Annotated in this window: 12 protein-coding genes; 7 read left to right on the top strand and 5 right to left on the bottom strand. The window is 66.0% G+C overall.

The window, feature by feature from the left end; translation table 11 throughout:
• Positions 1 to 156: 156 nt before the first annotated feature.
• From ACMGG8_RS20900 to ACMGG8_RS20880, 5 genes are all read left to right on the top strand, one after another.
• Positions 157 to 855, top strand: a complete 699-nt coding sequence (locus ACMGG8_RS20900; RefSeq protein WP_060839022.1) for an AzlC family ABC transporter permease — start codon at positions 157 to 159, stop codon at positions 853 to 855.
• The gene (locus ACMGG8_RS20895) at positions 855 to 1166 is read left to right on the top strand and encodes an AzlD domain-containing protein (protein ID WP_164990737.1); all 312 of its coding nucleotides are present in this window, start codon (positions 855 to 857) and stop codon (positions 1164 to 1166) included. Before ACMGG8_RS20900 ends, ACMGG8_RS20895 begins: the two co-directional genes overlap by 1 nt.
• A 67-nt stretch (positions 1167 to 1233) precedes the next feature.
• Positions 1234 to 2223 (top strand): SMI1/KNR4 family protein, encoded by a 990-nt coding sequence (locus ACMGG8_RS20890; protein ID WP_414158321.1) that lies wholly within the window; start codon positions 1234 to 1236, stop codon positions 2221 to 2223.
• Entirely contained in the window at positions 2220 to 3179 is a 960-nt protein-coding gene (gene nudK / locus ACMGG8_RS20885; RefSeq protein ID WP_060839025.1) for a GDP-mannose pyrophosphatase NudK, read from the top strand. The genes ACMGG8_RS20890 and nudK overlap by 4 nt, the downstream gene beginning before the upstream one ends.
• Positions 3180 to 3398: 219 nt before the next feature.
• Complete coding sequence (locus tag ACMGG8_RS20880) at positions 3399 to 5969, top strand: EAL domain-containing protein (RefSeq protein ID WP_060839026.1); 2571 nt, start codon at positions 3399 to 3401, stop codon at positions 5967 to 5969.
• A gap of 44 nt (positions 5970 to 6013) precedes the next feature.
• On the opposite strand, the gene ACMGG8_RS20875 is transcribed toward ACMGG8_RS20880, so the two are convergent.
• The 4 genes from ACMGG8_RS20875 to ACMGG8_RS20860 are packed head-to-tail and all read right to left on the bottom strand — an operon-like array spanning position 6014 to position 12130.
• On the bottom strand, positions 6014 to 7432 hold the full coding sequence (locus ACMGG8_RS20875) for an ATP-binding protein (RefSeq protein ID WP_414158320.1): 1419 nt from the start codon (positions 7430 to 7432) through the stop codon (positions 6014 to 6016).
• Positions 7420 to 9234 (bottom strand): DAHL domain-containing protein, encoded by a 1815-nt coding sequence (locus ACMGG8_RS20870; RefSeq protein WP_414158319.1) that lies wholly within the window; start codon positions 9232 to 9234, stop codon positions 7420 to 7422. The genes ACMGG8_RS20875 and ACMGG8_RS20870 overlap by 13 nt, the downstream gene beginning before the upstream one ends.
• Entirely contained in the window at positions 9231 to 10217 is a 987-nt protein-coding gene (locus tag ACMGG8_RS20865; protein WP_414158318.1) for a cytochrome c peroxidase, read from the bottom strand. The genes ACMGG8_RS20870 and ACMGG8_RS20865 overlap by 4 nt, the downstream gene beginning before the upstream one ends.
• Positions 10214 to 12130 (bottom strand): putative bifunctional diguanylate cyclase/phosphodiesterase, encoded by a 1917-nt coding sequence (locus ACMGG8_RS20860; protein WP_414158317.1) that lies wholly within the window; start codon positions 12128 to 12130, stop codon positions 10214 to 10216. The genes ACMGG8_RS20865 and ACMGG8_RS20860 overlap by 4 nt, the downstream gene beginning before the upstream one ends.
• Before the next feature lie 199 nt (positions 12131 to 12329).
• On the opposite strand from ACMGG8_RS20860, the gene ACMGG8_RS20855 reads away from it, so the two are divergent.
• Together ACMGG8_RS20855 and ACMGG8_RS20850 are read left to right on the top strand one after the other, a co-directional pair.
• Positions 12330 to 13685, top strand: coding sequence for an HD domain-containing phosphohydrolase (locus tag ACMGG8_RS20855; protein ID WP_060839031.1), 1356 nt, complete (start codon positions 12330 to 12332; stop codon positions 13683 to 13685).
• Positions 13686 to 13865: 180 nt separating this feature from the next.
• A complete protein-coding gene (locus ACMGG8_RS20850) occupies positions 13866 to 14522 on the top strand; it encodes a ribonuclease T2 family protein (RefSeq protein WP_060839032.1) in 657 nt (218 codons plus the stop codon).
• A 199-nt stretch (positions 14523 to 14721) separates the two neighbouring features.
• Here ACMGG8_RS20850 and dapA read toward each other — a convergent pair whose 3' ends face one another.
• A complete protein-coding gene (dapA, locus tag ACMGG8_RS20845; RefSeq protein ID WP_414158316.1) occupies positions 14722 to 15585 on the bottom strand; it encodes a 4-hydroxy-tetrahydrodipicolinate synthase in 864 nt (287 codons plus the stop codon).
• Between the last annotated feature and the right edge of the window lie 8 nt (positions 15586 to 15593).

Below are 15593 nucleotides of genomic sequence, written 5' to 3'. Positions count from 1 at the left end.
AACGCGGCGTTCTTGAGTGCATCGCGAGCAAGCTCGCTCCTAAGGCGTTTGGTGGTTGCAAAAAAAGCGCGGCGGTGGGCAATTGCGCAAGATCGTTCAAGCCAGGCGCCGTGCCAGCTGGCACAGTCAGCGTCCGTCATCTGTGTGCAGGGTGTTATGTCCAGCGTTCTTCTGCCCCGCGCCGCGTTTATCCGCGGTGCCATCGCCATCATGCCGCTGTCCCTGGCCACCGCGCCCTGGGGGCTGCTGGCCGGTTCCATGGCCATCGAGGCCAATCTCACGCCGCTGCAGGGCCAGGGGCTGTCGAGCATCGTCTTCGCCGGTGCCGCGCAACTGGTGGCCATCGGCATGCTCAAGGGCGGGGCGGGGATCTTCTCGATCCTGTTGACCACGCTGCTGCTGACCTCCCAGCACCTGCTCTACGGCATGAGCATGCGCTCGGTGATCTCGCCCTTGCCCGGGCGCTGGCGGGTGGGCCTGGGCTTTCTGCTCACCGATGAGTTGTTCGCCTTGACCAGCGCCCACGACAAGCAGCAGTTCGACCGCTGGTACGCCCTGGGCGTGGGCCTGACCTTCTACGTGGCCTGGAACCTGTTCACCCTGCTGGGCATCGTGCTGGGCAAGAGCATTCCCGGCCTGGAACACCTGGGCCTGGATTTTTCCATCGCCGCCACCTTCATCGCCCTGATCACGCCGCTGGTGCGCAATGTGCCCACCGTGGTCTGTGTCGCGGTGTCGCTGTTCTGCTCGGTGCTGTTCAGCTACTGGCACTGGGGCTCGGCCCTGGTGCTGTCGGGGCTGGCGGGGATGAGTGCGGGTTTTGTCTGCAACAAGCTGTATCGGGGGCGCGCATGATGGTCTGGGCAGTGATTTTCGGCATGGGCCTGCTGGTCTTTCTCAATCGCTACGTGTTTCTCGAACCGCGCCTGCCGCTGCGCCTGAGCAGCAACGCGCGGCAGTTCCTCGGTTTCGCCGTGCCGGGCATGCTCACGGCGATCTGCGGGCCGATCGTGTTCATGCCCGATCAGCAGTTGAACCTGCACTGGGACAATCCCTACCTTTCGAGCTCCCTGGTGGCCATCGTGCTGGTGATCTACACCCGCAATACCCTGGTCAGCATGCTGCTGAGCATGGGGTTCTTTTTCCTTCTGCGCTGGTGGCTCTGAGGCAGGATTGCGGTAGCCTGTGCAGCTTTTGGCACAGGCCGACCTTCAACCGCAACGGATGCATCGGATGAGCAACTTCCCCCACGATATCGACCTGGACGCGTTCTGGGACCACGACAGCAGCCGCAAGATCAACCAGCCACCGGCGAGCGCCGCGATGATCGCCGAGCTGCAAGCCCAGCTGGGCTATCGGCTGCCGCCGTCCTATGTGGCGTTCATGCAGCGTTACAACGGTGGCTACCCGCACCTGTGCTGTTGCCCCACGGAGCAGGGCACCTCCTGGGCCGAGGACCACTGCGCGATCGACAGTTTCCTGAGCATCGGTCGCGACAGCCGCTACTCCCTGGGCGGCGACCTGGGCAGCCGCTTCATGATCGAGGAGTGGGGCTACCCGGACCTGGGGGTGTACATCTGCAATTGCCCCTCCGCCGGGCATGACATGATCGCGCTGGACTACCGCGAGTGCGGCCCCGAGGGTGAACCCCGGGTGGTGCACGTGGACCAGGAGGGCGACTACGAGGTGACTGTCCTGGCGCCGAACTTCGAGGCCTTTGTCCGCAGTCTGGTGTCCTGGGAGGTGTATGACACCTCCGAGCAGGATTACCTCGACGACCTGGACACGGTCGCCAGCGCGCCGTTCTCGCCACTGCTGCAGGAGCTGCTTGAACACTGCCCGGACGTGCCTGACCTGGGGCCGCTGATCCGCCAGATCGCCCTGCGCATCGTCCAGGACAAACGCTACTTTGCGTTGCACGCCGACCCGCTGTCGCACCTGCTGTACGACCTGCAGTTCTGGCTGTACCAGAACCGCTACCCGGTCCCCAGCCAAGAGGCCTACCTGGAGGTCTATCAGGACATGATCGCCTTCGCCAAGGGCTTCAGCACCGGCGGCTACGCCCCGGATTTCATCCGCGACTGGTTCCGCGCGCGGCTGGCGGACGGTCATCTGCACCAGGTGGCGGGCGGGTTCGCCCTGACCCCGGCCTACCGCGTGCAGTTGCTGGAACAATTGTCGGGGTTTCGCCCCGCCGGCCCACACACTCAGGAGCAGCCATGAGCGAGGAAACCATCCGCATCACCGCCGAGAAGACCCTCTCCGACAACTGGTACGTGCTGAAGAAATACAGCTTCGAACTGCGCCGCCGCGACGGCAGCTGGCAGGCCCAGGAGCGTGAGGTCTACGACCGCGGCAATGGTGCGACGATCCTGCTGTACAACCTGGAACGGCGCACGGTGCTGCTGACCCGGCAGTTCCGCATGCCGGCCTTCGTCAACGATCACAGCGGTTACCTGATCGAGACGGCCGCCGGGCTGCTGGATAACGCCAGCCCGGAAGTGCGCATCCGCCAGGAAGCGCAAGAGGAAACCGGTTGCCGGGTGGGCGAGGTGCAGAAGGTCTTCGACGCGTTCATGAGTCCGGGCTCGGTGACCGAACGGGTGCATTTCTTCATCGGCCATTACCAGGCCGAAGACCGCATCGATGAGGGCGGCGGGCTGGAGCACGAAGGCGAGGACATCGAAGTCCTGGAGCTGGATATCGACCAGGCCCTGGACATGATCAAGAGCGGCGAGATCGCCGACGGCAAGACCATCATGCTCCTGCAGTACCTGCAGTTGCATGTGCTCAAGCCTCGCAGCCTGACGGTGCTGGTGGCCGGCCCCTACCGTTCCGGCACCGGCGACGATCCGCTGTTGCTGGCGCGCAATGTCGAGGCCATGGAGCAGTGCGCCGCCCAGGTGCTGGAGGCCGGGCATTTCCCGCTCTTGGGGGAGTGGGTGGCCTTGCCCATGACCCGTCTGGCCGGGTCCCGGGCGGTGGGCGATGAGGTCTACAACCAGCGCTTCCACGCCTATGCCGAGCGCCTGCTGCAGCGCTGTGACGCGCTGCTGCGCATCGGCGGTGCCTCGGCCGGCTGCGACGCCATGGTGCAGATCGCCCAGAGGCTGGGCCTGAGCATCTATCACCAGGTGCAGCAGCTGCCCAAAGTGACTCCCCGCCCAGGCCGGGACTGACCCCGGTCGCCTCTGGTCGGACGCCGCCGGCCCGTTGCCCGGTCGCCGGCGTCCTGCCCTGACCCCATCGCCATGGCTGCACGGCTTTCGCCCCCGGCGTTTCTTCAGGCCCGGGGGGGAAATACTGTCTATCGTCTAATAGGCAAGCAGGAGCTTCATCTCGGGCCGCGTGAGCTTGGAGCACACCGGTCGGTTTTTCGCTATGGCGCTTGGAGCACTATGGAAAACCTAGGTCTTGATCTGACGCCGGTGCGCAGCATCTCGAATCAGGCGCTGGCCCGCGCCACCTTGCTCGGATGCTCGGGATTGCTGTTGGCGCTGTTCCTCTTCACCGGCGTGTTGCTGGTGTACATCGCCCTCGACCAGAACCTGGCTGCCGAGCAGCACAACCGCCTGGAAATCGAAAAGGCCCTGCAATCGCTGAAAAACCATGCCCGTAGCACCGTCAAGGACTATGCGCAGTGGGGCGATGCCTATCAGCACCTGCACCTGAAGGTCGATCCGGACTGGGCCTACACCCGGCACAACTTCGGTTCGTCCCTGTACCGCGACCTGGGTTTTGACGGGGTGTTCGTCATCGACCCGGCCGATCGCACGGCCTACGCGATGGTGTCCGGTCGCCTGGAGGCGATGGAGGCCCGGGACTGGTTCGGCGATGCGCTGCAACCCTGGCTGGCGCAGGTGCGCCAGGCGCCCGATGGCAAGGTCTTCAGCCGTTATCACGCGATCGGCGGGACACCGGCGCTGGTGTTCACCAGCGTGCTGAGCCCGGGCAACGATCCGCAAGTGCCGGTCGATGACGGCCCGCAGTCGGTGCTGGTGTTCGTGGTGTGGCTGGACCCGAGCCGTTTGCTGGTGCTGGGCCGTGAGGCGGGCATCGAGCGCTTGCAGCGGGTCGACGCCGGGGCGCCGAGCCCGCAGCCGACCCTGAGCCTGCCCGACGGCGCCGGAACCCTGCACTGGCAGCCGACGCGACCGGGGCACCAGTTGCTGGTGCTGGTGATCCCGCTGTTGCTGCTGGCCGGGCTGCTGGTGGGCCTGATGGCGATCCTGCTGCTGCGGCGCTCTGCGGTGGCGGCGCGGCTCATCGATGATCAGGTCCAGGCCCTGCGCAGCAGTCGGGGCGCGCTGGAGGCCAGCGAGGAGCGTTTTCGCGATGTTGCCGAAGCGGCTTCCGACTGGATCTGGGAAGTGGATCCGCAGTTGCGCTTCACCTACCTGTCCGAGCGCTTCGAGGCGGTTACCGGCCTGTCCCGGGAGGCGGCCCTGGGGCGGCCGATGCATGAGCTGCTGAGCGCCGAGCAGGGATCGCTGCGCCACTGGCTGAGCGCCTCGCAGCGGCGTTCCCAAAGCCTGCTGCAATGCGCCTACCTGGACGGTCAGCGCCGGCCGCGGATCTGCCGCCTCTCGGTACGGGCCATGGACGGCGGCGGTTACCGTGGCACCGCCAGCGATATCACCGAGGAGGTCGCGGCCCGGCGGCGCATCGAATACCTGTCCCAGCACGATGCACTCACCGGCCTGGCCAATCGCATGCGCATGCGCGAATACCTTGAAGATCGGCTGTCGGCCCTGCGGGTGCTGCGCGAGCCACTGTTGATGCTCAGCGTCGACCTCGACCGCTTCAAGCCGGTGAACGATCTGCTGGGGCATGCCGCCGGCGACCAGGTGCTGCACGAGGTGTCCCAGCGCCTGTCCCACTGCCTGCGCAGCGAGGACCTGGTGGCCCGGGTCGGTGGCGACGAATTCGTGCTGGTGGTGCCCGGGCAGATGGCCCAGTCGGAAATCGACGGCCTGTGCCGGCGCTTGATCCAGCGTATCGAGGAGCCGTTCTACATTGGCGAGCATGAAGTCTTCATCAGCGCCAGCATCGGAGTCGCCCGGGCCCCGGCCGATGCCAGCCAGGCCGAAGAACTGCTGCGCTTTGCCGACATGGCCCTGTACGAGGCCAAGGCGGCGGGGCGCAGCACCTGGCGTTTCTACGCCGCCGACATGAATGCGCGGATCATCGAGCGCCGCGGCCTGGAGCGCGACCTGCGTCACGCCATCGACCAGGACCAGTTGAGCCTGCAGTTCCTGCCGCGCTATCGGCTGGGCGACGGCCAATGGCAGGGCGCCGAGGTGTTGGTGCGCTGGCAGCACCCGCAGCGCGGGCTGCTGGGGCCCGAGGTGTTCATGCCCATCGCCGAGGACACCGGGCTGATCCTGCCGCTGAGCAACTGGGTGCTGCAGGCGGCCTGCCGCGCGGCTCGGGCCTGGCCCGAACACCTGCAGCTGGCGGTGCATCTGTCGGCCTGCGAGTTCCAGCGCGGCCAGCTGGTGGCCAGGATCCGCTCGGTGCTCGCTCAGAGCGGGCTGGCTCCTTCGCGTCTGCTGCTGGAGGTGGCCGACAAGGCGCTGCTGGACGACGGGCGCCCGGTGCAGGACATCATGGGCGGGCTCAAGGCCCTCGGGGTGCAGCTGGTGCTGGACGATTTCGGCAGCGGCTGTTCGGCGTTGCAGGACCTGCGGACCTATCCCCTGGACGGCCTGAAGATCGACAGCGGTCTGGTGGCCGGCCTGGGTCGCAGTCCGGCCGGCCGTTCGATCGTCCAGGCGATCGTCGACCTGGGGCATGCCCTGAGCCTGAAAGTGCTGGCCGAAGGGGTGGACACCCCGGAGCAGTTTGCCGCGTTGCGGGACATTCGCTGCGATGAGGTTCAGGGGCGGTACCTGAGCCCGCCCCTGGATGGCGACGCCCTGTTGCACCTCTGCGCCCAGGCGCCCCGGGCCGGAAGCTCGATGAGCTGAGGGCAAGGGTTGCGGGTGTTTGGCCGGGGGAGGGGCGCGGTGCTTCAGTGCGCTTGCTCGGTCGCTGTCCGGGGCGCCTGGCGGATCGGCAGCTCCACGCGAAAGGTGCTGCCGACCCCCGGTTGGCTGCGGACGCTGATCTGCCCGCCGTGCTTCTTGACGATCCCGTAGGACAGCGACAGGCCCAGGCCGGTGCCCTTGCCCACCGGCTTGGTGGTGAAGAAGGGGTCGAAAATCTTCTGCAGGTGCTGTGCATCGATGCCGCAGCCGGTGTCGCTCACCTCCAGCCAGACATGCTCGCCGTCCACCCCGTTGCGCAGGGTGATGGTGCCGCGTTCCGGCCCGATGGCCTGGGCGGCGTTGACCACCAGGTTCATCACCACCTGATTGAGCTGGGAGGGCAGGCACTCGATCTGCGGCAGCTCGTGGTAGTCCTTGACCAGGTCGGCCTTGTACTTGATCTCGTTGGCGACGATGTTCAGGGTCGAGTCGATGCCCTGTTGCAGGTCCGCCAGTTGCCATTGCTGATCGCTGTCGACCCGGGAGAAGTTCTTCAGGTCCTTGACGATCTGCTCGACCCGGCCGATGCCTTCCTTGGATTCCTTGATCAAGAGCGGGATGTCCTCCTGGAGAAAGTCCAGGTCGATGCTTTCGCGCAGGCTTTGCAGGTGCTCGCGCACTTGCGGTGCGGTGATGGCTTCTTCGCTCTGGCGGTAGGCGCTGAGCATCTGGCCGATCTGTTGCAGGTAGCCGGCCAGGCTGCCGAGGTTGGAGGCGACGAAGCCGATGGGGTTGTTGATCTCGTGGGCCACGCCCGCGGCCAGTTGCCCGAGGGAGGCGAGCTTTTCCGACTGCACCAGCTGGTTCTCCAGTTGCTTGCGCTCGTCGATCTCCTGTTGCAGGGCGGTTCCGGCACGTTCCAGGTCCGCGGTACGCCGGGCCACCAGGTTCTCCAGGTGATGCATCTGCAGCAGGGCACGGGCGGTCATCTCCCACTTGCTGGTGAGGGTGCTGGCCATCTGCTGGACTTCGATATTGTCGAAGGGCTTCTTCAGGATCAGCAGGCGGTTGTGGCCCTGCAGACGCTCCAGCAGGTCTTCCCAGGAATAGTCGGAGTAGGCGGTGCACACCACCACCTGCAGGCGCGGGTCCTCTTGCCACAGCCGTTCGATGGTCTGCACCCCGTCCCAGCCCTGGGGCATGCGCATGTCGACGAACGCCAGGGCATAGGGGCGCTGCTGCGCCAGGGCCTGGGTGACCTTGTTCAGGCCTTCCTCGCCGCCGTAGGCCGAGTCCAGTTCGAAGGGCTGCTGGCGGGTGCGGGTCGGGGCGCCGAACAACTGCGCCTCCAGATCGTCGAGGCCAGTGTCCTGGCTCTGCGGCATGAGGATCTTGCGAAAGTCTTCGTGGATCGCGGGGGTGTCGTCGATCAGCAGAATCCGGCGGTTGATCAGTGAGTCCATGTGGGGTTCTCGGCGTCGATCAGCGGGATGTCCAGAGTAAAGGTGGCGCCCAGTCCCGGCCCGTCGCTGTGCACGCTGAGCTGGCCGTCCATCTCCATGGCGGCCAGGGCGCAACTGTGCAGGCCGAAGCCGTGGCCCTCCTTGCGGGTGGTGAAGCCGTGGGCAAAGATCCGCGTGAGGTTTTCGGCGGCGATGCCTTCGCCCTGGTCCTGAACCTGGATGCGCAGGGTCCGGCCCTCCAGCACCCGGGCGCGAATGGTCAGGGTGCGGGACTGCTCGTCGAGGTCGGACATGGCGTATTTGGCGTTGCTGATCAGGTTGATCAGGATCAGCAGCATGCGGTGCTTGTCGCCCATCACCGCGGGCACTTCGGCGTAGTCCTTGACCACCGTGACCTGGTGCCGGACCAGGGCCCCGGCGTTCATGCGCAGGGCGTCGTCGATCAGTTCGTTGACCCGCAGGGGTTCGATCAGCCGTGAGGCGCCGGCATAGGACTGCTGGGTGGCGACGATCTCCTTGATGTGATCGATACTGCGCCCGAGCTGGGCCAGCTCGTCGCTCATGCCCTGTTGCTCGCTGGCGATGGCCGCGACCAGTTGGTTGAGGTAGCCGGGGAGCAGCTTGCCCTTTTCGTCTTCAGTGAAGAACTGCCCCAGGTCGTTCTGGTGCTGGTTGATCAGCTGCATCGCCTTGCCCAGGCCCTGAGCCTTGCTGGAGCGCAGGGTACGGCTCAGCAGTTCGCTGGAGATGTTCACGCTGTTGAGCACGTTGCCGACGTTGTGCAGCACATTGGTGGCGATTTCCGCCATGCCCGCCTGGCGCGCGGCGTGCAGCAGTTCGCTCTGGGCTTCCTTGAGCTCGTGGGTGCGTTCCTCGACCCGTTGCTCCAGGTGTTCGTTGGCGCTCTGCAGGGCGGTGTTGACCCGGCGGATCACCCCGTAGCTGCGCATCAGATGGATCACCAGATAGAGGATCAACAGCACCAGCAGCGTCGAAAACAGCAGCAGGTACTGATGGGCCTTCTGGTCCTGCAGGTCGGCCTGGAGCTGGTCGCGGTTGAGCAGGGCGTTGATCTCGTCCAGGCGCTGGGCCACCGGGATCGAGGTGATTTTCTCCAGCAGCTGGTTGACCACCGGCTGTTCGCGCAGGATCACCGAGACGTGGTTGCTGAGGATGGCCACCGGTTCGTGCATGGCCTCGGGCAGGCGCTCCTTGTTCACCTCCAGCTTGTTCAGCCCCACCAGAATGTCGGCGGCCTTGTCGTCGCTGGACACCTGGGCGAACTCCAGGCTGCTGAGCAGCAGGTCGTAGGTGTCGATGGCGATGCTCTGCTGCGACAGGCGCTGGCTGTCATCCAGCCCGGCCAGGCGGCTCTGGATGTCGTCCTCGGCGGTGGGCAGGAAGGCCAGGGAGTTGCGCAGCACCGAGTTGTGGGACTTGAAGCGCTCCACCAGGTCGGCCTTTTCCTTGAACGCGGCGAGGAAGGCCTGATGACTGGCCTGCCACGCCTCGGGGTCGATGTGCTCCTGCTGCGACACCTGATCGAAGCGACTCCACAGCTGATTGATCTGTTGCACCGGCAGCACCAGTGGATCGTAGTCATGGGTGATGGCGATGCGAGCCTTGAGCACCTCGGTTTCCCACTGGGCATTCAGTTGCTTGATGTGACCGATCAGGTCCCGGGACAGGGTGTAGTTCGCCGTCTGGCCGATGACCGTCTTCACGTAGAGGAACGCCAGCGCCAGGACCAGGCCCAGGATCAGCAGGGTGAACAGGGTGACGGGCAGGCGGGGCAGCTTCATAGGGGCTTGTCCTGCCATTGCCCGGTCAGGGTCTTGAGAAACTTGACGATCAGGCCGGTGTCCTGGGGGCTTGGGGTCCGGCCCAGCTGGTACTTGAACATCACCTCGACCGCCTGTTCCAGGGTCTGCGCCGAGCCATCGTGGAAGTAGGGCCCGGTGACCGCCACATTGCGCAGGCTCGGCACCTTGAAGACGTTGCGGTCCTGCTCGTCGCCGGTGATCAGGAAGCGGCCCAGGTCGGCCTGGGTGGGGTTGCCCCGGGCGGCGAAGTAGTCGCCCATCACGCCGAATTTCTGCAGCATGTTGCCGCCGATGTTGACCCCTTGATGACAGGCGATGCAGCCGTAGTCCTTGAAGCGCTGGTAGCCGTATTTCTCGTCCAGGCTGAGGATCTCGGTGTTGCCTTGCAGGTACTGGTCGAAGCGCGAGCCGCTGCTGAGCAGGGTGCGTTCGTAGCTGGCCAGGGCGTCCTGCACGTTGGCCGCGGTCAGCGCATCCGGGTACAGCTCGGCGAAGCGCTGGCGGTAGTCGGGGTCGTCACTCAGGGTGCGGAGCAGGTCGGGCCAGTTGTTGCCCATCTCGATCGGGCTTTGCACCACCTGGTCGATCTGCGCTTCGAGGCTGTCGGCGCGGGCGTCCCAGAACTGCCGAAAGTTCAGCGCGGCGTTGAATACGCTGGGAGCGTTGACCAGGGTCGGTTGGCCCTTGATGCCCAGGGACTTGGCCTGAGTGTCGGCGCCGCCGTGGTCCATCCGGTGACAGCTGGCGCAGGAGCGGCTGTGGTCTTGGGACAGGCGCGGCTCGTTGAACAGCCGGCGCCCCAGTTCCACCCGCCCGGGGTCGAGGTCGGGGGCCGCGGGCAGGGGTTTGAGCGGTTCGTCCAGGGGCGCCGGGAGGGCGGGCAGGGCGATGCCGAGCAGCAACCAGAGCGCCACGCCCAGGTGGCGCCGCCGCGGCCGGCCCGCAGGTGCTGCGCGGTTCATGGCTGGCCCTGCCCGGCGGGTGCGGCCCGCCCTTGCAGGAACCGGGCGAAGTCTGCCGCCGGCAGGGCCTTGCTGAAGTAGTAGCCCTGGCCTTCCTCACAGCCTTGCTGGGTCAGGAAGGCCAGCTGCTGCGCCGTCTCCACCCCTTCGGCAATCACGTTCAGGTTGAGGTTGCGCCCCAGCTGGATGATGGCGCTGACCAGGGTCGCATCCTTGGGGTCGTGGCTCAGGCCGTGGACGAAGGACTGGTCGATCTTCAGCACGTCCAGCGGAAACTTGCGCAGGTAGCTGAGGCTGGAGTAACCGGTGCCGAAGTCGTCCACCGCCAGGCGCACCCCCAGGGTCTTGATGGCCAGCAGGGTGACCAGGGTCGCCTCGACGTTCTGCATCAGCACCCCTTCGGTGATTTCCAGCTCCAGCAGGGTCGGGTCCAGGCCGCTGTCCTGCAGAGCGCTCTGCAACTGGGCGAGCAACTGCGGCTGGCGGAAATCGCTGGGCGACAGGTTGACCGACAGGCGGATCGGTGCGAGCCCGGCCTGTTGCCAGGCGCGGGACTGGCGGGTGGCCTCGCCCAGCACCCACCGACTGACGGCGTTGATCAGGCCGCTGTCCTCGGCCACCGGGATGAACTGGGCCGGGCTGACCCAGCCCCGTTGCGGGCTGAACCAGCGGATCAGCGCTTCGGCCCCTACCACCTGGCCCGAGGCCAGGTGGATTTTTGGCTGGTAGTGCAAAACAAACTCCCGATGCTCCAGGGCCTGGCGAATGCCCGACTCCAGGTGCTGCTGTTCCCGGGCCCGATGGGTCATGTCCTCGGTAAAGAAACCGTAGCGGCCCGGTGCCTGGTCCTTGCTGTTGCGCATGGCCATCTCGGCCTTCTTGATCAGGGTCAGGGCGTCCTGGCCATCCTCGGGATACAGGCTGATCCCCAGGCTGGCGGTGACCTGCAGTTCGTGCCCGGCGATGTCGTGCACCTGGTTCACCGTGGCCAGGAGTTTTTGCGCGACGCTGCGCACCTGGGGCGGCGGCTGCTGGTCATGCACCAGCACCACGAACTCGTCGGAGCCGTAGCGGAAGACCGAGTCCGACTCGCGCATGCTTTGCTGCAGGCCCTGGGCGATACGCTTGAGCAGTTCATCGCCGGCCGGGTAGCCCAGGGCCTGGTTGATCCGCTTGAAACGGTCCAGGCCCAGGAACAGCACCGCCAGCTGTTGCTCATAGCGCCGGGCCCGGGCCATGGCCTGGCTCAGGCGGTCGCCCAGCAGGGTGCTGGAGGGCAGCCCGGTGAGCACATCGTAGTGCAGCAGGTGCGAGACCTTGAGCAGTTCGGCGACCCGCTCCTCGATGGTCCGCTGCAGGTCGTCGAGCTTGTTCCGTGCGTCCTGGGCCATCTGCCATTTCCAGGTCAGGGCGCTGGCCATCTGGCGGATTTCCAGGCTGTCGAAGGGTTTTTTCAGAATCAGCAGGCGATCGCCGAAGTCCAGGCGCTCGGCCAGGGCCTCCCAGGAGTAGTCGGAGTAGGCGGTGCACAGGGCGATCTGCAGCTCGGGGTCGGCCAGCCACAGCTGTTCGATGGTTTGCAGGCCGTCCCAGCCCGGCGGCATGCGCATGTCGATGAAGGCCATGGCATAAGGCGTGCCCTGGGCCAGTGCCGCCTCGACCCTGGCCAGGGCTTCGCGGCCCTGGAATGCCGAGTCCAGGCTGAAGGTCGGCGCGGGGCCAGGCGCCGCTTGACCGAACAGTTGCTCCTCAAGCGGCCCCAGGTCCGGTGCCTGCCGCGGGGCGAGGATCTTGTAGAAGTCTTCGTGGATCTGCGGGCTGTCATCGACGATCAGCACTCGCCGATTGACCCGCGCAGAGGGCGGGCCCGGAGTGTCTTGCGCTGTTGTCTGCGGGTCGCAGCCAGTATCCATAGACCGTCCCTAGTGCCCTGAGCCTGCGTTCAACGCTGTGAGCATAGTCACTGTGTTCTGCACCTGCGGAGGTTTTTTTAACGTTGGGCCAGAGCGCAAAAGCAAAATATGACTAGGATTGCCAAGGCAATCGAGCAACTGGCCGGTGGCCTGTCAGGGGTGTCCGGCCAATCCAAGGGATCACCGGGAGATGCATCACATGGAAGAGCCGCAGTCCGTCGAACCTGGCCGGCGTCCCTGCCTGTTGCTGGTGGATGACGAAGAATCGATTCTCAACAGTCTGCGGCGCCTGCTGCGCGGCCAACCTTATGACGTGCTACTGGCCGACAGCGGCGCCAGGGCCCTGGAGATGCTCGCCGAGCGTCCGGTTGACCTGGTGATGAGCGACGCGCGCATGCCCAACATGGACGGCGCCACCTTGCTGGCCCGGGTGCGCGAGAGCTATCCGGGCACCCGACGCATTCTGCTGACCGGCTACGCCGACGTGAGCACCATCATCAAGGCGGTCAACCAGGGGCAGATCCACCAATACCTGAGCAAACCCTGGAATGACGAAGAACTGCTGCTGATCCTGCGTCAGGGGCTGGAGCACCAGCAGGCCGAACGTGAACTCAAGCGCCTGCAGCAACTGGTGCTGGAGCAGAACCGCCAGCTCAAGGCCAGCAATGCCGGGCTGGAACAGCGGGTGGCGTCACGCACCGCGGAGCTGCAGCAGACCGCCGACATGCTGGACCTGGCCTATGAGGAGCTCAAGCACAGTTACGTCACCGCCACCGAGGTGTTCTCGCTGCTGGCCAACCTGCGCCTGCCGGCGGACAAGCAAACCAACCGCAAGATCATCGAGCTGGTGCGCGCCTGCTGCACAGCCCATGGCCTGGACGAGAGCGCCAGCCGCGACCTGGCCATGGCCGCCGCCCTGTACAACATCGGCAAGCTGAGCTGGAGCGATGCCATGCTGGTCGCCCCCGCGGACCTGTTGCGCCATACCGAACAGGAGCGCTACCGGGCCTATCCCGAGCAGAGCGAGTCGGTGCTGATGGCCCTGGAGCCGATGCAGGACGCGGCACGCCTGATCCTGCATCACCAGGAACGCTGGGACGGCAGCGGTTTTCCCCGGCACCTCAAGGGCGAGGCGATTCCCTGGGGCTCGCGCCTGCTCAAGCTGGCGGTGGATTTCATCGAGTTGCAGTGCGGGCTGATCCTGGAGCGCCACATGAACAGCGACGAAGCCCTGCTGTTCATTCGCAAGTACGCCGGTCGCCTGTACGACCCCAATCTGGTGGAAAGCTTCGTCCAGGTCTGCGCGGCCTATCTGAGTGACGTGACCGTCGATGATCCAAGCGTCAGGGTCCTGGGCACCCGGGAGTTGCAGGCCGGGATGGTCCTGCGTCGCAACCTCAATGCCGACAACGGCATGTTGCTGCTCAATGCCGGCAAGGTGCTCAGCGAGCCGCTGGTGCACAAGCTGATCGCCTTCGAGGCCATGGAAGGGGCCCGCTACAGCGTCTTTGTCAGCGTGCCCGAGCAGGTCGCGGCACTGGATGTTGGTCACTGATCGCGCCTGAGCGCCTGCCTGTTGTATTGTCGCCGCCGCGCCTGGCCGGCTTTGCCGGGACAGGCGCGGCGCATGTCATGTTCCTGCAACCCCGGCATGCCAAGAAGGTGGAGCGGTGTGCCGGCGGCTCCACCCCGATGGCGGGGCCAGGACGATTCGATTCCACAAGGAGAGGTCACGATGAGAAAGTTTTTTGCCCTGATGGCGGCCCTGGTGCTGACCCTGGGGCTGGTGGGCATCAGCGACGCACGTCAGCCCAAACAGCAGCGGGACTCGGTGGCGGGGACCTTCGACTACTACCTGCTGACCCTGTCCTGGTCGCCGACTTTCTGCCTGATGCACCCGGAAAACGAGCAATGCTCGGGCAAGGGCTACGGCCTGGTCCTCCACGGGCTGTGGCCGCAGTACGCCAAGGGCGGCTGGCCCGAATCCTGTCCACCCCTGACCCCGTTGACCCCGCAAGAGCGAGCCAAGGGCCTGACCCTGTTTCCCACCGCCAAGCTGATGAACCATGAGTGGACCAAGCACGGCACCTGCAGCGGCCTGGGGGGCATGGGTTACCTGGACGCGGCGGACAGGGCCCTGGGCTCGGTCAAGATTCCCGAGGTCCTGCAGCCTTCGACCACGGTGCGCTACTTGCCTGCCACGGAAATTGCCCGGCAGTTGCGCCAGAGCAACCCGGGCATCGGTGAAAACGGCGTGGCCATTCTCTGCAGCGGTCCCGAGCTGTCCGAGGTGCGCGTGTGCCTGACCCGGGACCTGGAGTTCGGCCCGTGCGGCAAAGGGGTGAAGACCCAGTGTCGGGCCGGCGACATCCGCATCCCGCCGATCCGCTGAGAGCGCCCGCGCGCCGCAGCGATCGGCGTTTGCGGGCATCGGGATTGCCGCGCCACTGTGCCCCCCCGCCTCTGTAGGAGCCGGCTTGCCGGCGAAGAGGCCCTCGCACCTTGCATCGGGCTTGAGGACGCTTTCGCTGGCAAGCCAGCTCCTACGGGCCGCAGGCACGGCAATGCCGATGATCCGTAGGGCAAGCCCTTCAGGGCAGGCCGGCCAGCAGGTGTTGCAGGTGGGCGGCGGTGGCAGCGCTGCAATCCTGCATCGGGGCCCGCAGGTGTGGCTCGATCAGACCCTGATGGGCCAGCAGGGCCTTCACCGGCGCCGGGTTGGGTTCGGCGAACAGCGCCTGGATCAAGGGCACCAGTTGCCGGAAGCTGGCCCTGGCCGCATCCAGCTGCTGGTCCATGACCTGGCGCTGCAACTGCACGAACAACTCCGGACGAATGTGCGCCGCCGCCGCAATGGCGCCGCTGGCCCCCAGGCACAGGGCATTGAACAGTTGCAGGTCCTCGCCGCACAGCACCTCTACCGCGCCGCTGGCCAGCAGCGCCAGGGTCTTGTCCAGGTTGCCGCCACAGTCCTTGACGGCGGCGATCCGCGGATGGCGCACGATGTTGAGCAGGGTGTCCTTGTCCAGGTTGACCCCGGTGCGGTAGGGAATGTCGTAGACGATCAGCGGCACGCTGGAGGCATCGGCGACGCTGTGGAAGAAGCTTTCCAGGGCCGCCTGCGAGGGGCGGATGTAATAGGGCGCGGGCACCAGCAGGGCCGTCACCGGGCGCTTGAGGATTTCCTGCTGCAGGCTCAGCAGCGATTTCAGGTTGTTGCCCGCCAGGCCCATGATGACGCGCCCGGCGGGGGCCTGTTCGAGCACGGCGTCGAGCACCGCCAGTTGCTCGTCCTTGTCCAGGGCCGCGGCCTCGCCGGTGGTGCCGCAGACCACCAGCCCGGCCACGCCGCTTTCCAGCAGATGGGCGCTGAGCCGGCGCAGGGCGGCAAAGTCGATGGCGCCATTGTGAAAGGGCGTGACGATGGGGACCCAGATTCCTTGAAACGATGACATGCGTGTTC

Origin of the sequence: Pseudomonas sp. BNK-45, assembly GCF_047456255.1 — a bacterium.
Classification (GTDB): Bacteria; Pseudomonadota; Gammaproteobacteria; order Pseudomonadales; family Pseudomonadaceae; genus Aquipseudomonas.
Note: the sequence above shows the minus strand (reverse complement) of the source record. Positions and strands in the feature narration are given on the sequence as shown.